The organism is Phormidium sp. CCY1219 (assembly GCF_055795085.1).
In genome coordinates this window covers 1-15,370 of sequence record NZ_JAYFEQ010000294.1, presented here as the reverse complement: position 1 = coordinate 15,370, position 15,370 = coordinate 1, and the positions used below count along the sequence as shown (strand labels likewise).

Annotated in this window: 22 protein-coding genes; 15 read left to right on the top strand and 7 right to left on the bottom strand. The window is 47.4% G+C overall.

What is annotated here, in order from left to right:
* From AC0QH1_RS04985 to AC0QH1_RS04970, 4 genes are all read left to right on the top strand, one after another.
* Positions 1 to 560 (top strand): ribulose bisphosphate carboxylase small subunit (locus tag AC0QH1_RS04985; protein ID WP_324629814.1); only part of this gene is annotated, 560 nt, incomplete at its 5' end.
* A gap of 8 nt (positions 561 to 568) precedes the next feature.
* Positions 569 to 934, top strand: coding sequence for a hypothetical protein (locus AC0QH1_RS04980; RefSeq protein ID WP_324629813.1), 366 nt, complete (start codon positions 569 to 571; stop codon positions 932 to 934).
* 8 nt (positions 935 to 942) lie between these two features.
* A complete protein-coding gene (locus AC0QH1_RS04975; protein ID WP_324629812.1) occupies positions 943 to 1,605 on the top strand; it encodes an LbetaH domain-containing protein in 663 nt (220 codons plus the stop codon).
* A gap of 126 nt (positions 1,606 to 1,731) precedes the next feature.
* A complete protein-coding gene (locus AC0QH1_RS04970) occupies positions 1,732 to 2,565 on the top strand; it encodes a carbon dioxide-concentrating mechanism protein (protein ID WP_324629811.1) in 834 nt (277 codons plus the stop codon).
* 132 nt (positions 2,566 to 2,697) lie between these two features.
* On the opposite strand, the gene AC0QH1_RS04965 is transcribed toward AC0QH1_RS04970, so the two are convergent.
* A complete protein-coding gene (locus AC0QH1_RS04965; RefSeq protein WP_324629810.1) occupies positions 2,698 to 2,973 on the bottom strand; it encodes a hypothetical protein in 276 nt (91 codons plus the stop codon).
* A 740-nt stretch (positions 2,974 to 3,713) separates the two neighbouring features.
* Between AC0QH1_RS04965 and AC0QH1_RS04960 the strand changes: the two genes are divergently transcribed.
* A complete protein-coding gene (locus AC0QH1_RS04960; RefSeq protein WP_324629809.1) occupies positions 3,714 to 4,370 on the top strand; it encodes a Uma2 family endonuclease in 657 nt (218 codons plus the stop codon).
* Positions 4,371 to 4,514: 144 nt separating this feature from the next.
* On the opposite strand, the gene AC0QH1_RS04955 is transcribed toward AC0QH1_RS04960, so the two are convergent.
* Both AC0QH1_RS04955 and AC0QH1_RS04950 read right to left on the bottom strand, forming a co-directional pair.
* Positions 4,515 to 5,480, bottom strand: a complete 966-nt coding sequence (locus AC0QH1_RS04955) for an aldo/keto reductase (protein ID WP_324629807.1) — start codon at positions 5,478 to 5,480, stop codon at positions 4,515 to 4,517.
* Positions 5,480 to 5,680: a hypothetical protein gene (locus AC0QH1_RS04950; RefSeq protein ID WP_324629806.1), complete on the bottom strand. Its 201-nt coding sequence runs from the start codon at positions 5,678 to 5,680 to the stop codon at positions 5,480 to 5,482. Before AC0QH1_RS04950 ends, AC0QH1_RS04955 begins: the two co-directional genes overlap by 1 nt.
* On the opposite strand from AC0QH1_RS04950, the gene AC0QH1_RS04945 reads away from it, so the two are divergent.
* The gene (locus tag AC0QH1_RS04945; protein ID WP_324629805.1) at positions 5,679 to 5,879 is read left to right on the top strand and encodes a hypothetical protein; all 201 of its coding nucleotides are present in this window, start codon (positions 5,679 to 5,681) and stop codon (positions 5,877 to 5,879) included. The two genes, AC0QH1_RS04950 and AC0QH1_RS04945, sit on opposite strands and share 2 nt — an antisense overlap.
* 343 nt (positions 5,880 to 6,222) lie before the next feature.
* On the opposite strand, the gene AC0QH1_RS04940 is transcribed toward AC0QH1_RS04945, so the two are convergent.
* From AC0QH1_RS04940 to AC0QH1_RS04930, 3 genes are all read right to left on the bottom strand, one after another.
* Positions 6,223 to 6,693, bottom strand: coding sequence for a tetratricopeptide repeat protein (locus AC0QH1_RS04940; protein WP_324629804.1), 471 nt, complete (start codon positions 6,691 to 6,693; stop codon positions 6,223 to 6,225).
* Positions 6,694 to 6,967: 274 nt separating this feature from the next.
* Entirely contained in the window at positions 6,968 to 7,945 is a 978-nt protein-coding gene (locus AC0QH1_RS04935) for an Npun_R2479 family HD domain-containing metalloprotein (protein WP_324629803.1), read from the bottom strand.
* A gap of 26 nt (positions 7,946 to 7,971) precedes the next feature.
* Positions 7,972 to 8,091, bottom strand: a complete 120-nt coding sequence (locus tag AC0QH1_RS04930; protein ID WP_324629801.1) for a helix-turn-helix domain-containing protein — start codon at positions 8,089 to 8,091, stop codon at positions 7,972 to 7,974.
* A gap of 209 nt (positions 8,092 to 8,300) precedes the next feature.
* Here AC0QH1_RS04930 and AC0QH1_RS04925 point away from each other — a divergent pair, with 209 nt between their 5' ends.
* The 9 genes from AC0QH1_RS04925 (at position 8,301) to AC0QH1_RS04885 (ending at position 11,666) form a co-directional block, all read left to right on the top strand.
* Positions 8,301 to 8,639, top strand: a complete 339-nt coding sequence (locus AC0QH1_RS04925) for a hypothetical protein (RefSeq protein WP_324629800.1) — start codon at positions 8,301 to 8,303, stop codon at positions 8,637 to 8,639.
* 500 nt (positions 8,640 to 9,139) lie between these two features.
* Positions 9,140 to 9,346, top strand: a complete 207-nt coding sequence (locus tag AC0QH1_RS04920; protein WP_324629799.1) for a type I restriction-modification system subunit M N-terminal domain-containing protein — start codon at positions 9,140 to 9,142, stop codon at positions 9,344 to 9,346.
* A complete protein-coding gene (locus AC0QH1_RS04915; RefSeq protein WP_324629798.1) occupies positions 9,288 to 9,887 on the top strand; it encodes a hypothetical protein in 600 nt (199 codons plus the stop codon). Before AC0QH1_RS04920 ends, AC0QH1_RS04915 begins: the two co-directional genes overlap by 59 nt.
* A 17-nt stretch (positions 9,888 to 9,904) precedes the next feature.
* Positions 9,905 to 10,111, top strand: coding sequence for a helix-turn-helix domain-containing protein (locus AC0QH1_RS04910; RefSeq protein ID WP_324629797.1), 207 nt, complete (start codon positions 9,905 to 9,907; stop codon positions 10,109 to 10,111).
* Positions 10,112 to 10,127: 16 nt separating this feature from the next.
* Positions 10,128 to 10,373 carry a UPF0175 family protein gene (locus AC0QH1_RS04905; protein WP_324629796.1) on the top strand — a complete coding sequence of 82 codons (246 nt, stop codon included), beginning with the start codon at positions 10,128 to 10,130 and terminating at the stop codon, positions 10,371 to 10,373.
* Positions 10,374 to 10,550 carry a hypothetical protein gene (locus AC0QH1_RS04900; RefSeq protein ID WP_324629794.1) on the top strand — a complete coding sequence of 59 codons (177 nt, stop codon included), beginning with the start codon at positions 10,374 to 10,376 and terminating at the stop codon, positions 10,548 to 10,550.
* Positions 10,551 to 10,568: 18 nt separating this feature from the next.
* Positions 10,569 to 10,799: a restriction endonuclease subunit S domain-containing protein gene (locus tag AC0QH1_RS04895; RefSeq protein ID WP_324629792.1), complete on the top strand. Its 231-nt coding sequence runs from the start codon at positions 10,569 to 10,571 to the stop codon at positions 10,797 to 10,799.
* A gap of 13 nt (positions 10,800 to 10,812) precedes the next feature.
* Entirely contained in the window at positions 10,813 to 11,400 is a 588-nt protein-coding gene (locus AC0QH1_RS04890) for a caspase family protein (RefSeq protein ID WP_324629791.1), read from the top strand.
* Positions 11,401 to 11,408: 8 nt separating this feature from the next.
* Positions 11,409 to 11,666: a hypothetical protein gene (locus AC0QH1_RS04885; protein WP_324629790.1), complete on the top strand. Its 258-nt coding sequence runs from the start codon at positions 11,409 to 11,411 to the stop codon at positions 11,664 to 11,666.
* Positions 11,667 to 11,703: 37 nt separating this feature from the next.
* Here the strand turns inward: AC0QH1_RS04885 and AC0QH1_RS04880 are convergent, their stop codons facing one another.
* A complete protein-coding gene (locus AC0QH1_RS04880; protein WP_324629789.1) occupies positions 11,704 to 15,273 on the bottom strand; it encodes an RNA dependent RNA polymerase in 3,570 nt (1,189 codons plus the stop codon).
* Positions 15,274 to 15,370: the final 97 nt, after the last annotated feature.

The window sequence follows — 15,370 nt, the reverse complement described above, 5'->3', positions numbered from 1 at the left end:
TCGGGACGGAACATGTGGACGAGCGCCGCTTCCGCACCGGTTCTTGGAAGAGCTGCGCGCCAATTGACAGCAAGAACGAAGCTCAGGTGCTTTCGGCTCTGGAAGGCTGCTTGGCTGACCACCAGGGCGAGTACGTGCGCTTGATCGGTATCGACCCGAAAGCAAAGCGTCGGGTGGTGGAAACGATTATCCAACGCCCAAATGAATCGGCGTTCTCGGGAGGCGCTCGCCGTGCTACCTCGACGGCGGCACCTCGGACGAGCGGTTCGAGTGGCGGTGGCGGCACTGCAGTGCGGACGAAGTTGCCTTCGGAGGTGGTTGACCAGGTGCGCCAAATCCTCAACCAAGGCTTGCGCGTGGGTGCGGAACATGTGACGAAACGTCGCTTCAGTACCGGGTCTTGGAAGAGCTGCGGCGCGGTGGATTCGCAAAATCTGTCTCAGGTTTTGGCAACCCTGGAAGAGTGCATGGCAGCTCACCCGGGCGAATACGTGCGCTTGATCGGTATCGACCCGACGGCGAAGCGTCGGGTGGTGGAAACGATTATCCAACGCCCGTAATCGCGCGATTGGCGCGGGGTGAATTCCCCCAGGGATCCGATGGGGGCTTTTGTGCGATCGCCTTTTGGAAGAACGCCCGAAGCTCCCTGAGTCCCAGCCGACTGGCGCGGGGCACTCTCGACCTGCTTCCCCACTGGGCAGATGCAGGGGAGATGCCCCACAAAGGGTTGTGTGCTATTTCCTCGCCCTTTGAACCCCCCCCAACCGTGCTGCGATCGCCGGCAACAACCGCGATCGCTGCGGTGGATGTCCTGGCATGGGGCTGGTTTGAGGCTCTGGGGTGGCGCTGTAGTCGGTTGCAGGTTCCTTGGCCTGAATCCGCTCTGTCGCTTTTGATAACTGCAATGTCTCGCTCGAACCGTTTGCGGTTCTAAATTCAAGAATGTATTTGCCGCCACTACAACTGAGTCGCAATTTTAATATTTCCGTGAGTGGCGATGTGACGATTGATGAGAATGCGGCGATCGCTCCTGGGGCGATCCTACATGCGGCGTCAGGCTGTCGCATCACGATCGCTGCTGGTGTCTCTATTGGAATGGGAGCGATTATTCAAGCTCACGGCGGCTCTTTAACTCTGGAGTCGGGAGCGACCCTCGGTGCGGGGGTGTTGATTATTGGCTCGGGTAAAATCGGTGCCAATGCCTGCATCGGTACGGCATCGACGATTCTCAATCGTTCGATTCCCGCCGAAGAAATGGTCAATCCCGGTTCCCTCCTCGGAGATGAGTCTCGTCAATGGGCTGATATTCCCAATGGCTCCACTGCTGAGGCGTCGCCGCAGATTTCTCCCCCAACTCCCCCTGACTCGCCTCCCCCTGACGCCGCATCGTCACCAACTCCACCTCCTTTGGGGATGGATGAGCCATCGCCGAATCCTACCGCGAATGGCGCTGCACCACCGTCTCCTCCCCCCTCCCCACCCCCGGAGTCGGGGTCTACGGATCCCTCGGAACCGGCGATCGCAGGTCAAGAACACATCAATCGCCTGCTGCTGACGTTGTTCCCCCATAAGAACGTCGCCCCTCCTCCTCTACCAGACGAATAGCTCGATGAGTTGTTAGCTTTAAGGTGGGAGTTTTACGCGCCAATTCCCCTCGGGCGATCGCCCCCACGGTTCTATCTGGGGTGACATGTCAGTGGGTGGGTCGGTAGATGTTGATGGAGCTAAAAGATGGATAGACGCGATACAGCGGGGATCGTCCCCCGCCAACAGGTACGACGCAAGGACGATCTGCGGGATTTGGCTTTGGGTCTGGTCTCGACTCAGAGTTTCCCGGCGATCGTCGGCTGCGCTGATATGATGCTCAAATCGGCTGGGGTGGTTTTGGTCGGCTATGAAAAAATCGGCAGCGGTCACTGTACGGCGGTGGTTCGCGGTCGCACCGCTGATGTCCGCCTCGCCGTGCAAGCCGGTGCCGAAACGGCGGAAAAGTTCGGTCAGGCTGTGTCGCAGTTGGTGATCGCTCGCCCTCTGCCTAATCTGGAGGTGGTCCTCCCCATCGGCTCTCGCTTGATGGACCTGGCTCACTCTGATGAATACTGTCGCTTGAGCAATCAGGCGATCGGTCTGCTGGAAACTCGCGGGTTTCCGGCTCTGGTGGGTGCCGCTGATGCTATGCTTAAGTCCGCTGAGGTTCATTTAACGGGCTATGAAAAGGTCGGTGGGGGCCTTTGTACGGCGATCGTTCGCGGCTCTGTGGCTGATGTGGCGGTAGCTGTGGAAGCGGGCATGTATGAGGCAGAACGCATCGGCGAGTTGAATTCGGTGATGGTGATTCCTCGTCCTCTCGACGATCTCGAACGCACTCTGCCTGTGGCTAGCTACTTTATCGAGAAAAAAGAACCCCTCAAAATGCCGATTTCTGTTCGGGAAAAACAACAAGATTTGGTGGCTCTACCCGATTTGCAGCAGTTGAGCGCTCCGGAAGAACAAGCAGAACCGCTCGAATTGCCAGAACTCGAAACGTTAGAAGAGCCTCAGGAAGAACGTCTCGACCTGGAATAGTTCCCCGCTTGCTTTGCTCTCAGTGTCGGGTGGGGCCTAACCCCCTGATGCTTCGATTCCTGGCAAGCTGGCGATCGCTTCTTTCCCCTTCCCCTTTCTTTACTTTGAATATCTCTAATTAATTACCTGAAATTATTGGCTTTGTTCGAGGATGTCTTCTACGATCCAGCGGGCAAAGGCTTCATCTCCCATGCGCGATAGCGCCTCTTGCAAGATGTCGCGGGTTTCTTCCGGGGAGTCTTGGGTTAACTGCACCGGCAGGGACAACAGGGGCATACTGCCAATCAAATCCATTAAGTCTTCCCGGATCCGCTGGCGCTTGGTCTCGAGCAGCATCAGGGTTCGCCGGATCGATCGCTCCCGACTAACTTCAACAAATAATACATCTTGTTCGTGAAAGTTATTCATTCGTATCATTCCTTGAAATATCTACACAAAAGTTCATTAAGTTTTCATTGAGAAATCTGCGCGATCCCAGGGGGTTCCATCCCAAGTAAAAGGTTATTTTAGCTTGCTTTTTCAGGGATGGACCCCCCCTTAACGGTATTTTAAGACCCCAATCTTTGCCCCCCGCTCTCCTAGGGTTGACAAATTCACTAAAATGTGGTATTGCAGAAAAATTCGGCACCCAGAACAGCGGAAACAGCGCACCCAGGAGAGCAGGTCAGGAACCCAAATGCACAGAGTGCAACCTACAGGAGGGCGATCGCTATTCCCGCACCGCTTGCGCGATCGGGCAATTTCGCCAATGCGGAACCTCTGCCGCCAGCATAGCAAACCTGGAAAAAAGTCTCCGTATCCAAATACACCTCCTCTTTGGCTCACATTAAGTGAGATACTTTGCATCAAGCAAACCCTGCCCACCCGACCATCGATAGTAAGTCTCAGAATCTCACATAAAAAGCAAAAATTCGGAACTCCCCGAGGCATTGCCCCCAACAATTAATTCACCAAACCGAACCCATCACGTTTACCCAGAAAAACCCAACACCCAACCCCTAATCGCCTTCAATCAGTTACAATAAAAAAAACAGCAGAAACAACCGCAAAACCTTGTCTCAGTAAGCAGCAATGCGACCCCTATCCCAGCAGGAGATTACCGAAAAATCGCCATTCCACAGCAACCCAATCCACCCCAGCAAAGCCAAATGAAAACCAAAGCCATGAACCCCTTATCCACCAAATTTCCCACCGAAACCTGGGTCAGTGCCTCCTGGGAAGAATACCTGCAAGCGACAGAAGAACCAGGGTACGAAAATGCCAAATTCTACTACAACAACGGACAGTTACGGATTGAAATGACACCACTCGGTCACGACCACGCCAGCGACAATGCGATTATTAGCCTTGCGGTTCACCTGTTTTGCATTGTAAAAGGAATTCCTCAGAACACGCTACTTAATTGCACCTACCGCAAACCTCCGTTGAAAGAAGCGCAACCGGATGTTTCCTATTACATCGGACAAAACGCCCAAGCCATTCCTTTCGGGACGAAGGTTATCGATTTAGACCGCTATCCGCCGCCGGAATTAGTTATCGAAATTGCAGACAGTTCCCTCGCAGACGACAAAGGAGAAAAACGGTTACTCTACGAAGAGTTACAAGTCAAAGAATACTGGATTGTGGACGTAAAAAACATACAAATCATCGCCTTTGCAGTAAAAGATAAAGGGAGTTGGCGGATTCGCGAGTCAGGAGTGTTACCCGACTTAGCTATCTCACTCTTAGAAGAAGCATTGCGGCGGACTCGTCAGATGCCGCAAAACGAAGTAGGTGCTTGGTTAATCCAGCAATTTCAGCAATAGTGTGGGGGAGAGAGGGTGCGATCGCGGTGGGTATCTATGCCTCCCGAACCACCCAAATCTCGCCTGCGTAGGCGGGCGATATTTGGGTGGGTACGCTTGCGGAACCCGGATAAAGGCAGAGTGGGGTCGATGGGCGACCAGAGCTTAAGTCCAAGCGCGGAAAAAGGTATTATCCTGCCAACTGGCGGCGGTGCGCTGTTCGATTTGTGCGAGTTGCGCGCTGCTGAGGGGTTGAAAGTTGCGGGCAGCGATCGCATTTGATGTGAGTTGTGCTACCGATTCAGCGGCGATCGCGCAACAATGGACCCCTGCTTGAGACATAGTATAGCCGAGGGCTTGGGGCATGCCATCGAGAACCCCGGGTTTGAACAGTCGCCCGTAAGCGGGAACCTTCATCGCAATGACACCGACATTTTTCTCTTGCGCCATCGGCAACACCCCAGGAATAAAAGGGCGGGGGTGGTGTTTGTCGGCGGCATTAATTGGAATTAACGTGGTGTCAAACGGATAGCGACGCAACCCTTCAGCAATGACAGCAGGTTCGTGGTGCCCGGTAATCCCCACAAAGCGAATCAGCTTTTGCGCTTTCGCCTCTTCCATCGCTTTAATTGCGCCATTGGGACTAAAAATGCGATCGAGTTCTTCAGTAAAAGAGACATGATGCAATTGCCACAAATCCAAATAGTCCGTATTCAGACGACTCAGCGATCGCTCTAACTCGCGCCACGCACTATCGCGGTCTTGCTTTGCCGTTTTGCTGGCCAAAAATACCCCTTCTCGGTGGGCCGGCAGCACTTTGCCCAAATATTCTTCGCTAGGGCCATAACTCGCAGCGGTATCGAAATAGCGGATGCCCAATTTCAGCGCCGCTTCCACCAATTCCACCGCTTCCGCTTCCGCGTTGTTCCACGATAGAGGGGTTTTACCCGCACCCCCCAACCCGAGAATCGGAAGGCGAATTCCCGTATTGCCTAAAACTCGTTCGGGCATGGTGCCGGTGGGGGGTGTGGAGGTAGAACCATGAGGCTGTTTGAATGCATTCCCGGCGATGACGCCACCCGCCACGGCGAGGCTCAACCCCATAAATGTGCGTCTGTTGGGTTTTTTCATTATTGAATGTCCTCCCTGATGGAGTTTGCGCTTCTATTGTGACCGAAATCACCAGAAGGTGGCCAGTGCGTCACCGTTGCGCTATCCGTGGAATCACTGGCGTAATTGACGAATGTCACCTGAGATTGCCCGTTGCGATCGCAGTCGGAATCGCAAATCTCGAAGATATTAGAGTTGTAGAGTTCAAGCCAACCCACCATGCAACTTCAAACCTTATACCCCGAATCCAACATCGCTGAAGTCTTCGGTCAAGCTTGGAATGTCGGTGTCCTCAGTCGCCGCGATCGCCAAACCCTGATGTCCGCTTTGTTAGAAAACTCCCTCAACCCAGAAGAACATGATGCAGTCGATCGCCTTTTCCACGCGGTTCGCCGGGGCTGGATCCAAACCGTGGAGTAATCGGGCTGAATATCGCGGTTTATCCGACTTTGCACAACACCTCTACAATTCAGGAATCTATGAGTTAAACGAAATTTTAATTAAGCCTTAAATTAATTTTTATTCAATTTGCTTGGTGAGACATTTGGGTGAGTAACTGCACGAGAGTCGTGCAGTTTTTTTTTCGTCCCCTCGCCGATTTTCCCCGAGGGCGGCGGTTAAGTGGTGACTAAAAAGCGGGTTTTTGAGAGAAGATTTTTGCATGTGCAATTCCTCTGATGGAGGAATAGCTGTTAAAAAAATAGTCCGCATCGGCGGACAACGCAAAGCTGAGGTGCGATTTCAATCGAATGATTTGATTGGCTTAACTAATTCTCGCCGTACATTCTAAAATCAACCGTTGATTGATTAAGGCATAAGGCTGAATCTCGAGCGCATTTTGGAAAGCGTGAATTGCTTTTTTATAGTTTTTGAGGGTAGCATAACACAATCCCAAGCCGTGAAATGCGCCAAAATGAACGGGGTTAAGTTTGATGACCATTTCGCAATCTTGGATTGCCTTGCGATATTGGCCGATGCTATAATAAAGGACGGCTCGGCGATTCCATGCTTCGGCAAAATCAGGCTGGTCGTTAATTAATTCGGTGAGAATTTCTTCAGCTTCGGAAATTTTGCCAGTCTCGATCGCCCGTTGAGCGCGTTGGAGAAATTCCAATCCATAAATTCCCTTTTGATGAAACCAGATGCGCCAGAGTTCCCGAGTGGCGCGATCGCGAATGTTTTCATCCGGCTGTTTGAGGTCTTCGAGCAACGATTCGATTGACGAGTTATCCATGATTGTGGGTGATTCAGGTAAGGATTTGCAATCGGAGGTCGATTTCTATTATGCTGTTTGGGGAGGAGACTGGCGAATTCGTTCCCGAGGGGCGAGGAGGTTAGGAAAAGCGATGAGAATTGAGTCTTTGGCGGAGGTTGTTTGCTATAGGGGAATCGAGGCGGATAATTCCACAGTGGGCGATCGCAGCGCAGGTTTAAATGAGTCTGCATCGGATTGATTCTATTGATGGACATTCCGCCGGACCGCAGTTCGTCAAGGGTTTGAACGCAAGTTATGTGAGATATTTGTTGGCCATCGCGCTGGTCGATCGCTGGTCAGAAGTGGCACTGTGAGCGGTTTCCGCCGCATCGGGGTCGGGGAGGCGATCGCCCGCGTTTGAGGACTTTCCATTGGCTGCGGATTGGGGCGAATCGGCGGTAGATTTTGACAGTTCTCGTTCTACGATTTTAACATTTTCGTATAGATTTTCTACAATTATTTGGCCAGATTTTGTAACCTTTAAATGCTGCAATCCGCCGCCGAGATACTGATAAACCACCCCCCAGAAAAAGTTGGGATAGCCGGCTCTTAAATCCGCAATCGTGCGATAGCCGAGGACTTTATTGGTGCCTATTTCTTCAAATTCTCGAAACAGGGCTTTCATTTTTTTTAAGTAAAGGGGATCGGCAAGTTGACCGATTAAATCTGCTGCTCGCGCCAATCCGGGGTAATCGATGGTATCTTCATGTTCGGCGTCAGGGGGAACCGGAAATCGGGTTAATTCGATATTGCGTTGCAGGGTTTTGATATCGAGCAGTTTGTGATGGCTAAAATTTTCTTTGGCGAACAGTTTTCCTCGATCTACATGATAGGGCGTCAGACTGGCATCGGTTGCATCGGGGGGCAAAGAAATCATTTCACCGCCGATGCCGGTATCGAAGCATCGGGCGTCGAGTTTATCTTGGCGACAGACGCCTTTTACGTAGCCAATATCGTGCAACAATAAAGAAGCGATCGCGTGCAACCAATCTTCAGGGGAAACATTTCCTTCGGTAATTTGTTTTCCCCGCAAGATTTCTGCCCCCGCCAATGCCACTAAAACCGTATGTTCCACATCGTGATACGGCGCGTCGCTTTTAGAAATATGTTTGAATGCCACTCGAGCCACATCAGCAATGAGTTCGCCATATTCCAGTTTCTGGAAACCATAACTGTAGCGATAACTTGCAATGAGCCGCTCGATGGAGGATTGAATGAGGCCCGTAGTCATAGTGACGTACTCCCGACGCTAACCACTTAAGCGGTACGGCGCGAGATTCTCCGCTTAGATTGAAAGCGAAGCATGTCAATCCAGCGAGACATTCGGCATCGCTGCTCGAATGTAGGCTTCAATCGGTACTGGTAGGCGATTTGCATGGCAAAGGTTAAACGTCGATACTATTGTCACCCAGATTGGCGCGAAAAAAATAGTGGGTTATCGGCTTTGAGAACTGACATCCTCCCGACACCGACCCTGAAAGGTACAGTGCGGGGCTGCCCGCCTCGCAAGCTAACCATCAGGATTGCCCTGATGCAATCTTAGCAAACTCTGAGGATTGTCGGACACTGCTGGATGAAATCATCCATTGCTTGTCCCACCCGGGCGGAGTGCGATCGCCTCTTTGCATCGCTTGGCGCGCTGCTGTGGGCAACATTGGCGCGATCGCAAAGCCTCTTTTAATGTTTTCCTCACCGTATTTTCCCCCAAATCGGACCGATTGACAAGGGTAATCCCTACAGATCTCGCCGAGGCGGGAACCAAGGAGCCTCACAGAGAGAAAGTCCCGCCTCTGCACGTTGGATCCAGGGTTGGCAAAACCGATGAAGGCGATCGCTGTCACCCCCCCACCCAACGAGAGAAAATCCGCGAATTCAAACCCCGGTTTATTCATGTTAATCGAGGTACCTTTGCATCGGTGGGTTGAGGTTGATAATTCTCCAACTTCAAACCGGGGCCAATCCCCTATTTGTGTTCGACGCATTGACCCTCGCGCTAACAAAATTTTGGGTACAATATCCACAACTCATTGCCAAGATGTGGGCTTCTAACGCGGTTTCGGGCAACACCTGGTAACGCTTTACCCAGCGATCGCTGTGCAGATTGATGGCTTTGGTTCATGCTGATGGATTTGGGAGCGATCGCGGCATCGATCGTCGGGTTTTCGCAATCAATTGCAAATTTATGTAAATTCTGCGTAACATCCGATTCCGGAGCACCCAAATCGGATACAATAACCATGAGGCTCGCTTTAGACCGAGGACTGTGTTAAAATAGGCGATCGTATAATATCCGGCTGGCATCAGTCTGGGTTCCGTGAGTCCCCTCCTCCCCCTTCGCGGACTTCCTCCGCCTCGGTGCCACGCCTAGTCGCCCCCTGGTTTTCCAGCCCTGAATCTGACGCGAATAACCGATTGTAATTCTGCAATGGCCGTTAAAAAAACCGAACTCTATAGCTCTTTATGGGCCGGATGTGACGAACTGCGCGGCGGCATGGATGCCTCGCAGTACAAGGATTACGTTCTGACCTTTTTATTTGTAAAATACATCTCTGATAAATATGCGGGGAATCCGAATGCGATTATTATGGTTCCCGATGGCGCGGTATTGTGCCGACAAGCGGAATTCTATTGAGCAACTCCAGGCGGATTTAGATGCGGTGACGCAGGAATTGGAGGGATTGATTGAGGAACATACGGGGGAAGATGGGGTGTTGGTTGATGCCCAAAGCGATACGGGAAAGGCGACGAAAACCAACCTCAAAAAGTTAATTAAGGAAAATCAACAGTTTTCTATTTTTGACGAGGAAGACTCATCGGTTGATGCGGAACAGGTGGCTGTGCTGGAGCAATGTCTGGAGTTGTTTGATTTAGAGGCAGAGAAGAAAAAGGCGGTTAAGGAGGCTACTGATGCACTGGATAAAGCGGTGTTTGCCCAGTATCCGAAGTTAACCGAGGATGAGATTAAAGGGTTGGTGGTTGATGATAAGTGGCAAGCGACTTTGGAGGGGGCAATTTCGGCAGAAATCGAGCGGGTGACGCAGCAGTTGGCGAATCGGGTGAAGGAGTTAGAGGAACGCTATGCGGAACCTTTGCCGCAGTTGGTGGACGAGGTTGAGGCGCTATCGAGTAAGGTTGATGAGCATTTGAGGAGGATGGGGTTAGACTGGAATTAATTGAGAGTTAATAATAGATGAGTGATATGAGTTTGAAACCCATTAAAACAGAGGAAGAGTATCGTCAAGCGTTGGCGGAGGTCGAACGGTTATTCGATGCGCCGTTAAATACTTCAGAGGGGGATCGGCTTGAGTTTCTAGTAACTTCGATTGAGGCGTATGAAGAACAACATCATCCCATCGAGTTACCGTTGCCTTATGAAGCGATTTTAATTGATAATTGATAAAAGAGGTGGAAAGATGAGTTTAGTTATTTCCGATGAGATTGTCAAAGCGAGTGGACTGTCAGAGGATGAGCTTTTGATAGAGGTGGTTTTGCTGCTTTTTCAGCAGGAAAAAGTTAGCTTAGGCAAGGCGGCAGAATTGCTAAATATGTCTCAGGTTCGCTTTCAGCACTTGATTGCAGATAGGGGTATTTGCGTTCATTATGATGTGGCTGAATTGCGGGAAGATATAGAAAATTTGACGGCAAAAGGGTGGCTGTAAATGAATAATTTAGAAGTATCAAAAAATACTAATAAACTGCCAAAAGGGTATAAGCAGACTGAGGTGGGGGTGATTCCTGAAGATTGGGATGTAAAGCCTCTGGGAGACATATTTAATTTAAAAAATGGCTTCTCTTTTAAAAGCGAATATTTTTCTTCAAGCGGTCCTATTGTTTGAACGCCTGGGAATTTCAAATTGGAAGGAGGATTGTATTTTAACGATAAAAATACAAAGAGGTATTCGGGTAAATTTCCTACTTCAACGATTTTTAAAAAAGGAGATTTATTGGTGGTTATGACTGACTTGACTCCGGATTGTAATCTACTCGGAAAACCAGCTTTTGTTGATTTGGAAGAACCCTTACTACATAATCAGCGAATCGGACAAATAAATATAGTTAATCCAAAATTTGAAATATTGTCATAACGATGCCCTTGCGATGAAAGAAATAGCTATGACACAAGGATTTCAAACAACAACTCTGTTATCACCAGAAGCATTGAAAGAGAGAGTGGTAAAGGAGATATCAGATGCGGCGGGTAAACTGGAGTCAGGAAACATAATGTGGGTAAGTTTTTCAGGACATGGGGTGAGGGTATTAGATAGGTCAGGAGATGAGTATGATGGATATGACGAATCCTGGTTGTTGAGCGATCGCATCCTCACCGATGATGAATTGCATCACCTCTGGTCTCAGTTTCGTCCCGGGGTCAGACTCTTAATCGTTCTTGATTGCTGTCATAGTGGTGGAATCGATATTTCCAGTAATTCTGCTTTCCCCCAAATTGCTGCCTCCGGTATCATGCTTGCTTCCTGTTTTGAAGCTCAACTTTCCCGTGAAGGAGAAAATTACGGATTCTTTACAGAGAATTTGTTACAGATTTGGAATGGAGGAAAATTTGGAAGAAGCTATCGGAAGATGAATGAGCAAATCAATCAGGCAATGGGAGAGAGACAGCGATCGCAGTATATTAGGTTTGGAACTCTTGAACGAGGATTCACGTTGAGCAAACCATTTACAATTTAGGAGAAACTATGTCCAAGTTAGAAGAATTGAAAGAAAAATACAAAGATGAATTTAGGTCTGAATCCTACATCTACTCAACAGGCAGTGGTTCAATGGAAAGATGGAGAATAGTGAGTTTTGAAGAAAATGGGGTTGATTATGAAGGCAACATAAAGTATTGGACGCCAGTGATAGCAGCTCTTAGCGAATTAGATGCTTGGGAAGAACTTGATTCTTTATTTACAACCCCAAAACCTCTAGACGGTGATGATGCTTTTCTATATTAAATTCTAAAAAAGGGGGCTAATAAATGCCCCCGTTTAATTAGAGAGGGGTAAAAATATTTTCCCAAACGACATTGCTGCTGCGTCGTAAATGAGCAGAAATTTTACGACCTCCATTAGGAATGGCATTGCAATCTAAAGGAAGTAATCCAATTGGTTTCGCTTCTCCCCCTGTACGGTGTGAAATGACATAAACCATTTTTCGTACTACACCATTAGATGGGAGTTGATAATCCTCCGTAAATAATTCGACATCATCATTCCAATCCAAAAACATAAAATGTTCATCACCGTACATTGGAATAATTACATAATCTTTACGAGGAGTTCCATTGACGACAACTGTAATTGAATTTTTAGAAAATCCACTTAGCCCCTTATAGCTCCGAATTTTAGCATAAATAATTTGAACTACTCGAATTGACGTTACATTGGAAGCATCAACTACACCTAGATTATAGTTTCTTTTTGGGTTACTTTGTTTGATTTTGACTAAGATTGAGTCAGTAGGTCTTTTTTCTGTTCTTTTTCTCGGATGTGGTCTTTCATTGCTAATGAAAAGGCTATCATCTTCGGCAGATAAGTAAAAGTAACTGCCATTAGGTAAAGGCTCATTCAAAAGGATATTATCATTTTCATCAGTGTAATAGATATTTTCCTGAGATTGGAGAAACACATGAGGAAAATAATCGTTGGTAATATCAACAAAAGCTACACTGCCATCTTGTTGGATGTAACTAAACAATCCCAGGTTTCCATCATCATCAGTGTAGGGTACATCATTCGGATTTTCAGGATTAGGCGGTGGAGGAGCCTCATTCTTGATGATGATACCGTTATTAGGAGTAAGATAGAAGTGGCGATCGCCCAACTCTTCATCCATTAAAATGAACCGACCATCAGCATCAACATAAGACGTATGACGTTCAATGTTTTCGTAGACATAGATATTAAAATCATTGTCAACGAAACCATATTTACCATTGCCGATTCTGCGACGGGCTAAAGCAAAGTCACCATTGTTGTTGGTGTAAACGACTCGTCCATTCTCGTCAGGATAAAGCACCTCAAAAGAACGGTCCATAACAACTCGTGTCCCAATCAGAATGGCATTAGTCCAATTAGTAATAGGAACTTTGTTGGCAAAATCAGGAGACTTTTGACGTTGAATTCCATAGATGCGAAAAGTGTATTTTCCAGTAGCCAATTGAGCAGCAATGATATCAGGAAACAGCAAAAAGGGTAAGCCAGCTTTACCCATAGGGACATCAGGAGAGTTACCAGCACGTTCATTATGTGCTGCCCACCAATAAGCGATCGCCCATGATTTTAGTTTAGCTCTAGCTTCAGCAGGTGGGAATCTAGCTTTTAGCTCAGCTTCTAATTGCATTCGTTGTTCTTTGAGTTCTCGCATTAACTTGCGAATAGCAGAATCATCAATATCAGAAACTCGAATAGCATTAGTCAAACGACGGTTATATTCACGTTGACCAGCACGAGCAAAATCAATCTGTTGCTGAGTGACAACTCCCGTAGTCATTGGATTCTGTCCGAATAAGTATCGGAATTTGTTTGAACCTAGTTTTTCGGGTTCCGGGAACTTAGCCTCTTCCCAATATGTATTAACTTCCCGAATCATATAAGAAATCGTATCATTGTCTTTAGAAGGTGAACCGACTTTCATTGGTCGAGTAAGATAAGCTTCTGAAGATTTATAATCCCTTTGCCAAACAGGTCGACTTGAACCTCTGGTTAGAATTTTCTGTACTTCTTCAATTCCTTTGGTATCGCGTTGTAAATCATTCTTAAATCGGTCTACCTCATCTTGCAATGCTTGAGAAAGCACCTCCAATACAGTTCGTCCTGTACCATCAGGGACAATTTCTTCAGTCAATCCTTTAGCTTGAGCGTGCATAATCAAACTAGCTACTAAACCAGTCTGATTATCCATTGACCTCAAAGCTACTTGTTTTAAAGAATCTTGAATTGGATTTTTAGGTGCTTTGATGACACCGGGACGGGGGCGATAATGAGGTGAATTTTCATCTTCCCAATCGCGAATACGTTGAGTGATATTAGGAAGTTCACTGGATGCGATCGCATTACCATAATCCCCATCAAAGTCGCCCCCTTGTCCATAAGGAGCCTCACCATTTACTCCAGTTCCTCCAAAGGTCACATGAGAAACGAAGAACACCCCGTCATATTCATCATTTTCTGGTTTTGCTACACAATCCCATAATTGAATATCACCCCAATGTCGGACTGGATAACGATAAGTAATATGTTCAGTGTTCTTAATATGTTTGCAGGTAAAGGTCAAATCAGCCAAACTATCATCTGGTTGAGCCATAAAAGATTTCATCCGGACAGCACCATTGATAGCCAATCTCGTCCATTTTTTCTTGAGACTGCGTTTAGTCGAATCAATTACATAAGGATGTTTTTCCAGGATTCTTGCTGTATCATATTCAAGAATCTGGGATAAAGCAGGCATATAGACTTCAGAATTATCATCGGTTTCATCATCCGGATTCCCCCCTGCCCAAGTTTCTTGCAGTTCATCAAACCATTTATCGACAATATCCTCGCTGTTTTGAGCTTCCAAACGTTCAGTTCGGGGATTAAAGATTTCAAAGATTTTGTAAATATCTTTAGATTGAATAGCTTTAACAATTCTTTCACATTCAGCCCTTGTAGCAGGCATAACATCTTGTTCAATGATTTCAATAGGAAACCAAGACCAGATTTGAGTACCACCTCTACTTTTACGTTCTTGCGCTTCACCTAATGCGGCAAGATAAACTTTGTCAAATCGATTTTCACCTTCAGAAGGTTTATAAGTTTTGAAACAACTTTCAGGTAAAACTAAATCATATCCTTGTAAATTATCAACAGGAAGAACAGTTCCTTTACCCCAAATACCTTCTTCAGTTTCACTACCAGGGATACCAAGACGGAATTGTGTCGGAGTTCGACGACGGAGATTAAGGTCTTTGACAATACCCTCTAAGAGTTGAGTGAGTAAGCTAGCCCGAATTTTTCCATGAGCATCACCAATATTCCAAGGATTTTGCGACCCTGGCACTGGTCTATTATTTTCCATCTCTGGGTCAGGAACGACTAAAATTTTAGCATTCCTCAACTCAAACAAGGCTTTATTTTCACTCAGACAGATTGACCCATAGTTAATTCTTCCCATATTTCGTTTAGATTCAGGGAAGTAAAATTGTCCTATTGTTCCCGGTTCTCCTTTTTTCCTTGTAAATAGGAAATGCCCATGTTTCCGGGAACCTCCTGCTAAATCTAAGGAAAAATTAGCATAATCATCTAGAAGGGATTCTTTGTCTTCCGTAGCATTGGTTGGGATAGCACAAATTGAAAATTCATGGTCTGAATGCAACATGGATAACATGATGTTTCGGTATATAGTTTCAGTTGCCATTGCCACGCCAACTGCATCACGGTCTTCCTCTTCTATCCATCTTTTAGCAAACCCATTCCAAACGGCCATTTCAGTACGGGAAACAATTTTGTGCAAATCGTTGATAGGAACAAGGGCGACAACATTGTAAGTTAGAACAAATCTTCCTTGGGGAGTCTCAGACATTATTAATCCTCATCATCAAACTGGACAGTGAAAAGTTCTATGAGATCATTATCAAGGGGCTTTTAACGGTCCAATGCGTCTGTGTATGGCCATCTGC

What these genes read in the sequence shown, in the direction of transcription:
- AC0QH1_RS04955 (WP_324629807.1), bottom strand. Translation starts at nt 5,480, where the DNA reads ATGAAAAAACCCAACAGACGCACATTTATGGGGTTGAGCCTCGCCGTG.
- AC0QH1_RS04965 (WP_324629810.1), bottom strand. Translation starts at nt 2,973, where the DNA reads ATGAATAACTTTCACGAACAAGATGTATTATTTGTTGAAGTTAGTCGG.
- AC0QH1_RS04900 (WP_324629794.1), top strand. Translation starts at nt 10,374, where the DNA reads ATGAATAATTTAGAAGTATCAAAAAATACTAATAAACTGCCAAAAGGG.
- AC0QH1_RS04960 (WP_324629809.1), top strand. Translation starts at nt 3,714, where the DNA reads ATGAAAACCAAAGCCATGAACCCCTTATCCACCAAATTTCCCACCGAA.
- AC0QH1_RS04935 (WP_324629803.1), bottom strand. Translation starts at nt 7,945, where the DNA reads ATGACTACGGGCCTCATTCAATCCTCCATCGAGCGGCTCATTGCAAGT.
- AC0QH1_RS04880 (WP_324629789.1), bottom strand. Translation starts at nt 15,273, where the DNA reads ATGTCTGAGACTCCCCAAGGAAGATTTGTTCTAACTTACAATGTTGTC.
- AC0QH1_RS04905 (WP_324629796.1), top strand. Translation starts at nt 10,128, where the DNA reads ATGAGTTTAGTTATTTCCGATGAGATTGTCAAAGCGAGTGGACTGTCA.
- AC0QH1_RS04975 (WP_324629812.1), top strand. Translation starts at nt 943, where the DNA reads ATGTATTTGCCGCCACTACAACTGAGTCGCAATTTTAATATTTCCGTG.
- AC0QH1_RS04915 (WP_324629798.1), top strand. Translation starts at nt 9,288, where the DNA reads ATGCGATTATTATGGTTCCCGATGGCGCGGTATTGTGCCGACAAGCGG.
- AC0QH1_RS04945 (WP_324629805.1), top strand. Translation starts at nt 5,679, where the DNA reads ATGCAACTTCAAACCTTATACCCCGAATCCAACATCGCTGAAGTCTTC.
- AC0QH1_RS04920 (WP_324629799.1), top strand. Translation starts at nt 9,140, where the DNA reads ATGGCCGTTAAAAAAACCGAACTCTATAGCTCTTTATGGGCCGGATGT.
- AC0QH1_RS04950 (WP_324629806.1), bottom strand. Translation starts at nt 5,680, where the DNA reads ATGGTGGGTTGGCTTGAACTCTACAACTCTAATATCTTCGAGATTTGC.
- AC0QH1_RS04885 (WP_324629790.1), top strand. Translation starts at nt 11,409, where the DNA reads ATGTCCAAGTTAGAAGAATTGAAAGAAAAATACAAAGATGAATTTAGG.
- AC0QH1_RS04940 (WP_324629804.1), bottom strand. Translation starts at nt 6,693, where the DNA reads ATGGATAACTCGTCAATCGAATCGTTGCTCGAAGACCTCAAACAGCCG.
- AC0QH1_RS04930 (WP_324629801.1), bottom strand. Translation starts at nt 8,091, where the DNA reads ATGCAAATCGCCTACCAGTACCGATTGAAGCCTACATTCGAGCAGCGA.
- AC0QH1_RS04970 (WP_324629811.1), top strand. Translation starts at nt 1,732, where the DNA reads ATGGATAGACGCGATACAGCGGGGATCGTCCCCCGCCAACAGGTACGA.
- AC0QH1_RS04890 (WP_324629791.1), top strand. Translation starts at nt 10,813, where the DNA reads ATGAAAGAAATAGCTATGACACAAGGATTTCAAACAACAACTCTGTTA.
- AC0QH1_RS04910 (WP_324629797.1), top strand. Translation starts at nt 9,905, where the DNA reads ATGAGTGATATGAGTTTGAAACCCATTAAAACAGAGGAAGAGTATCGT.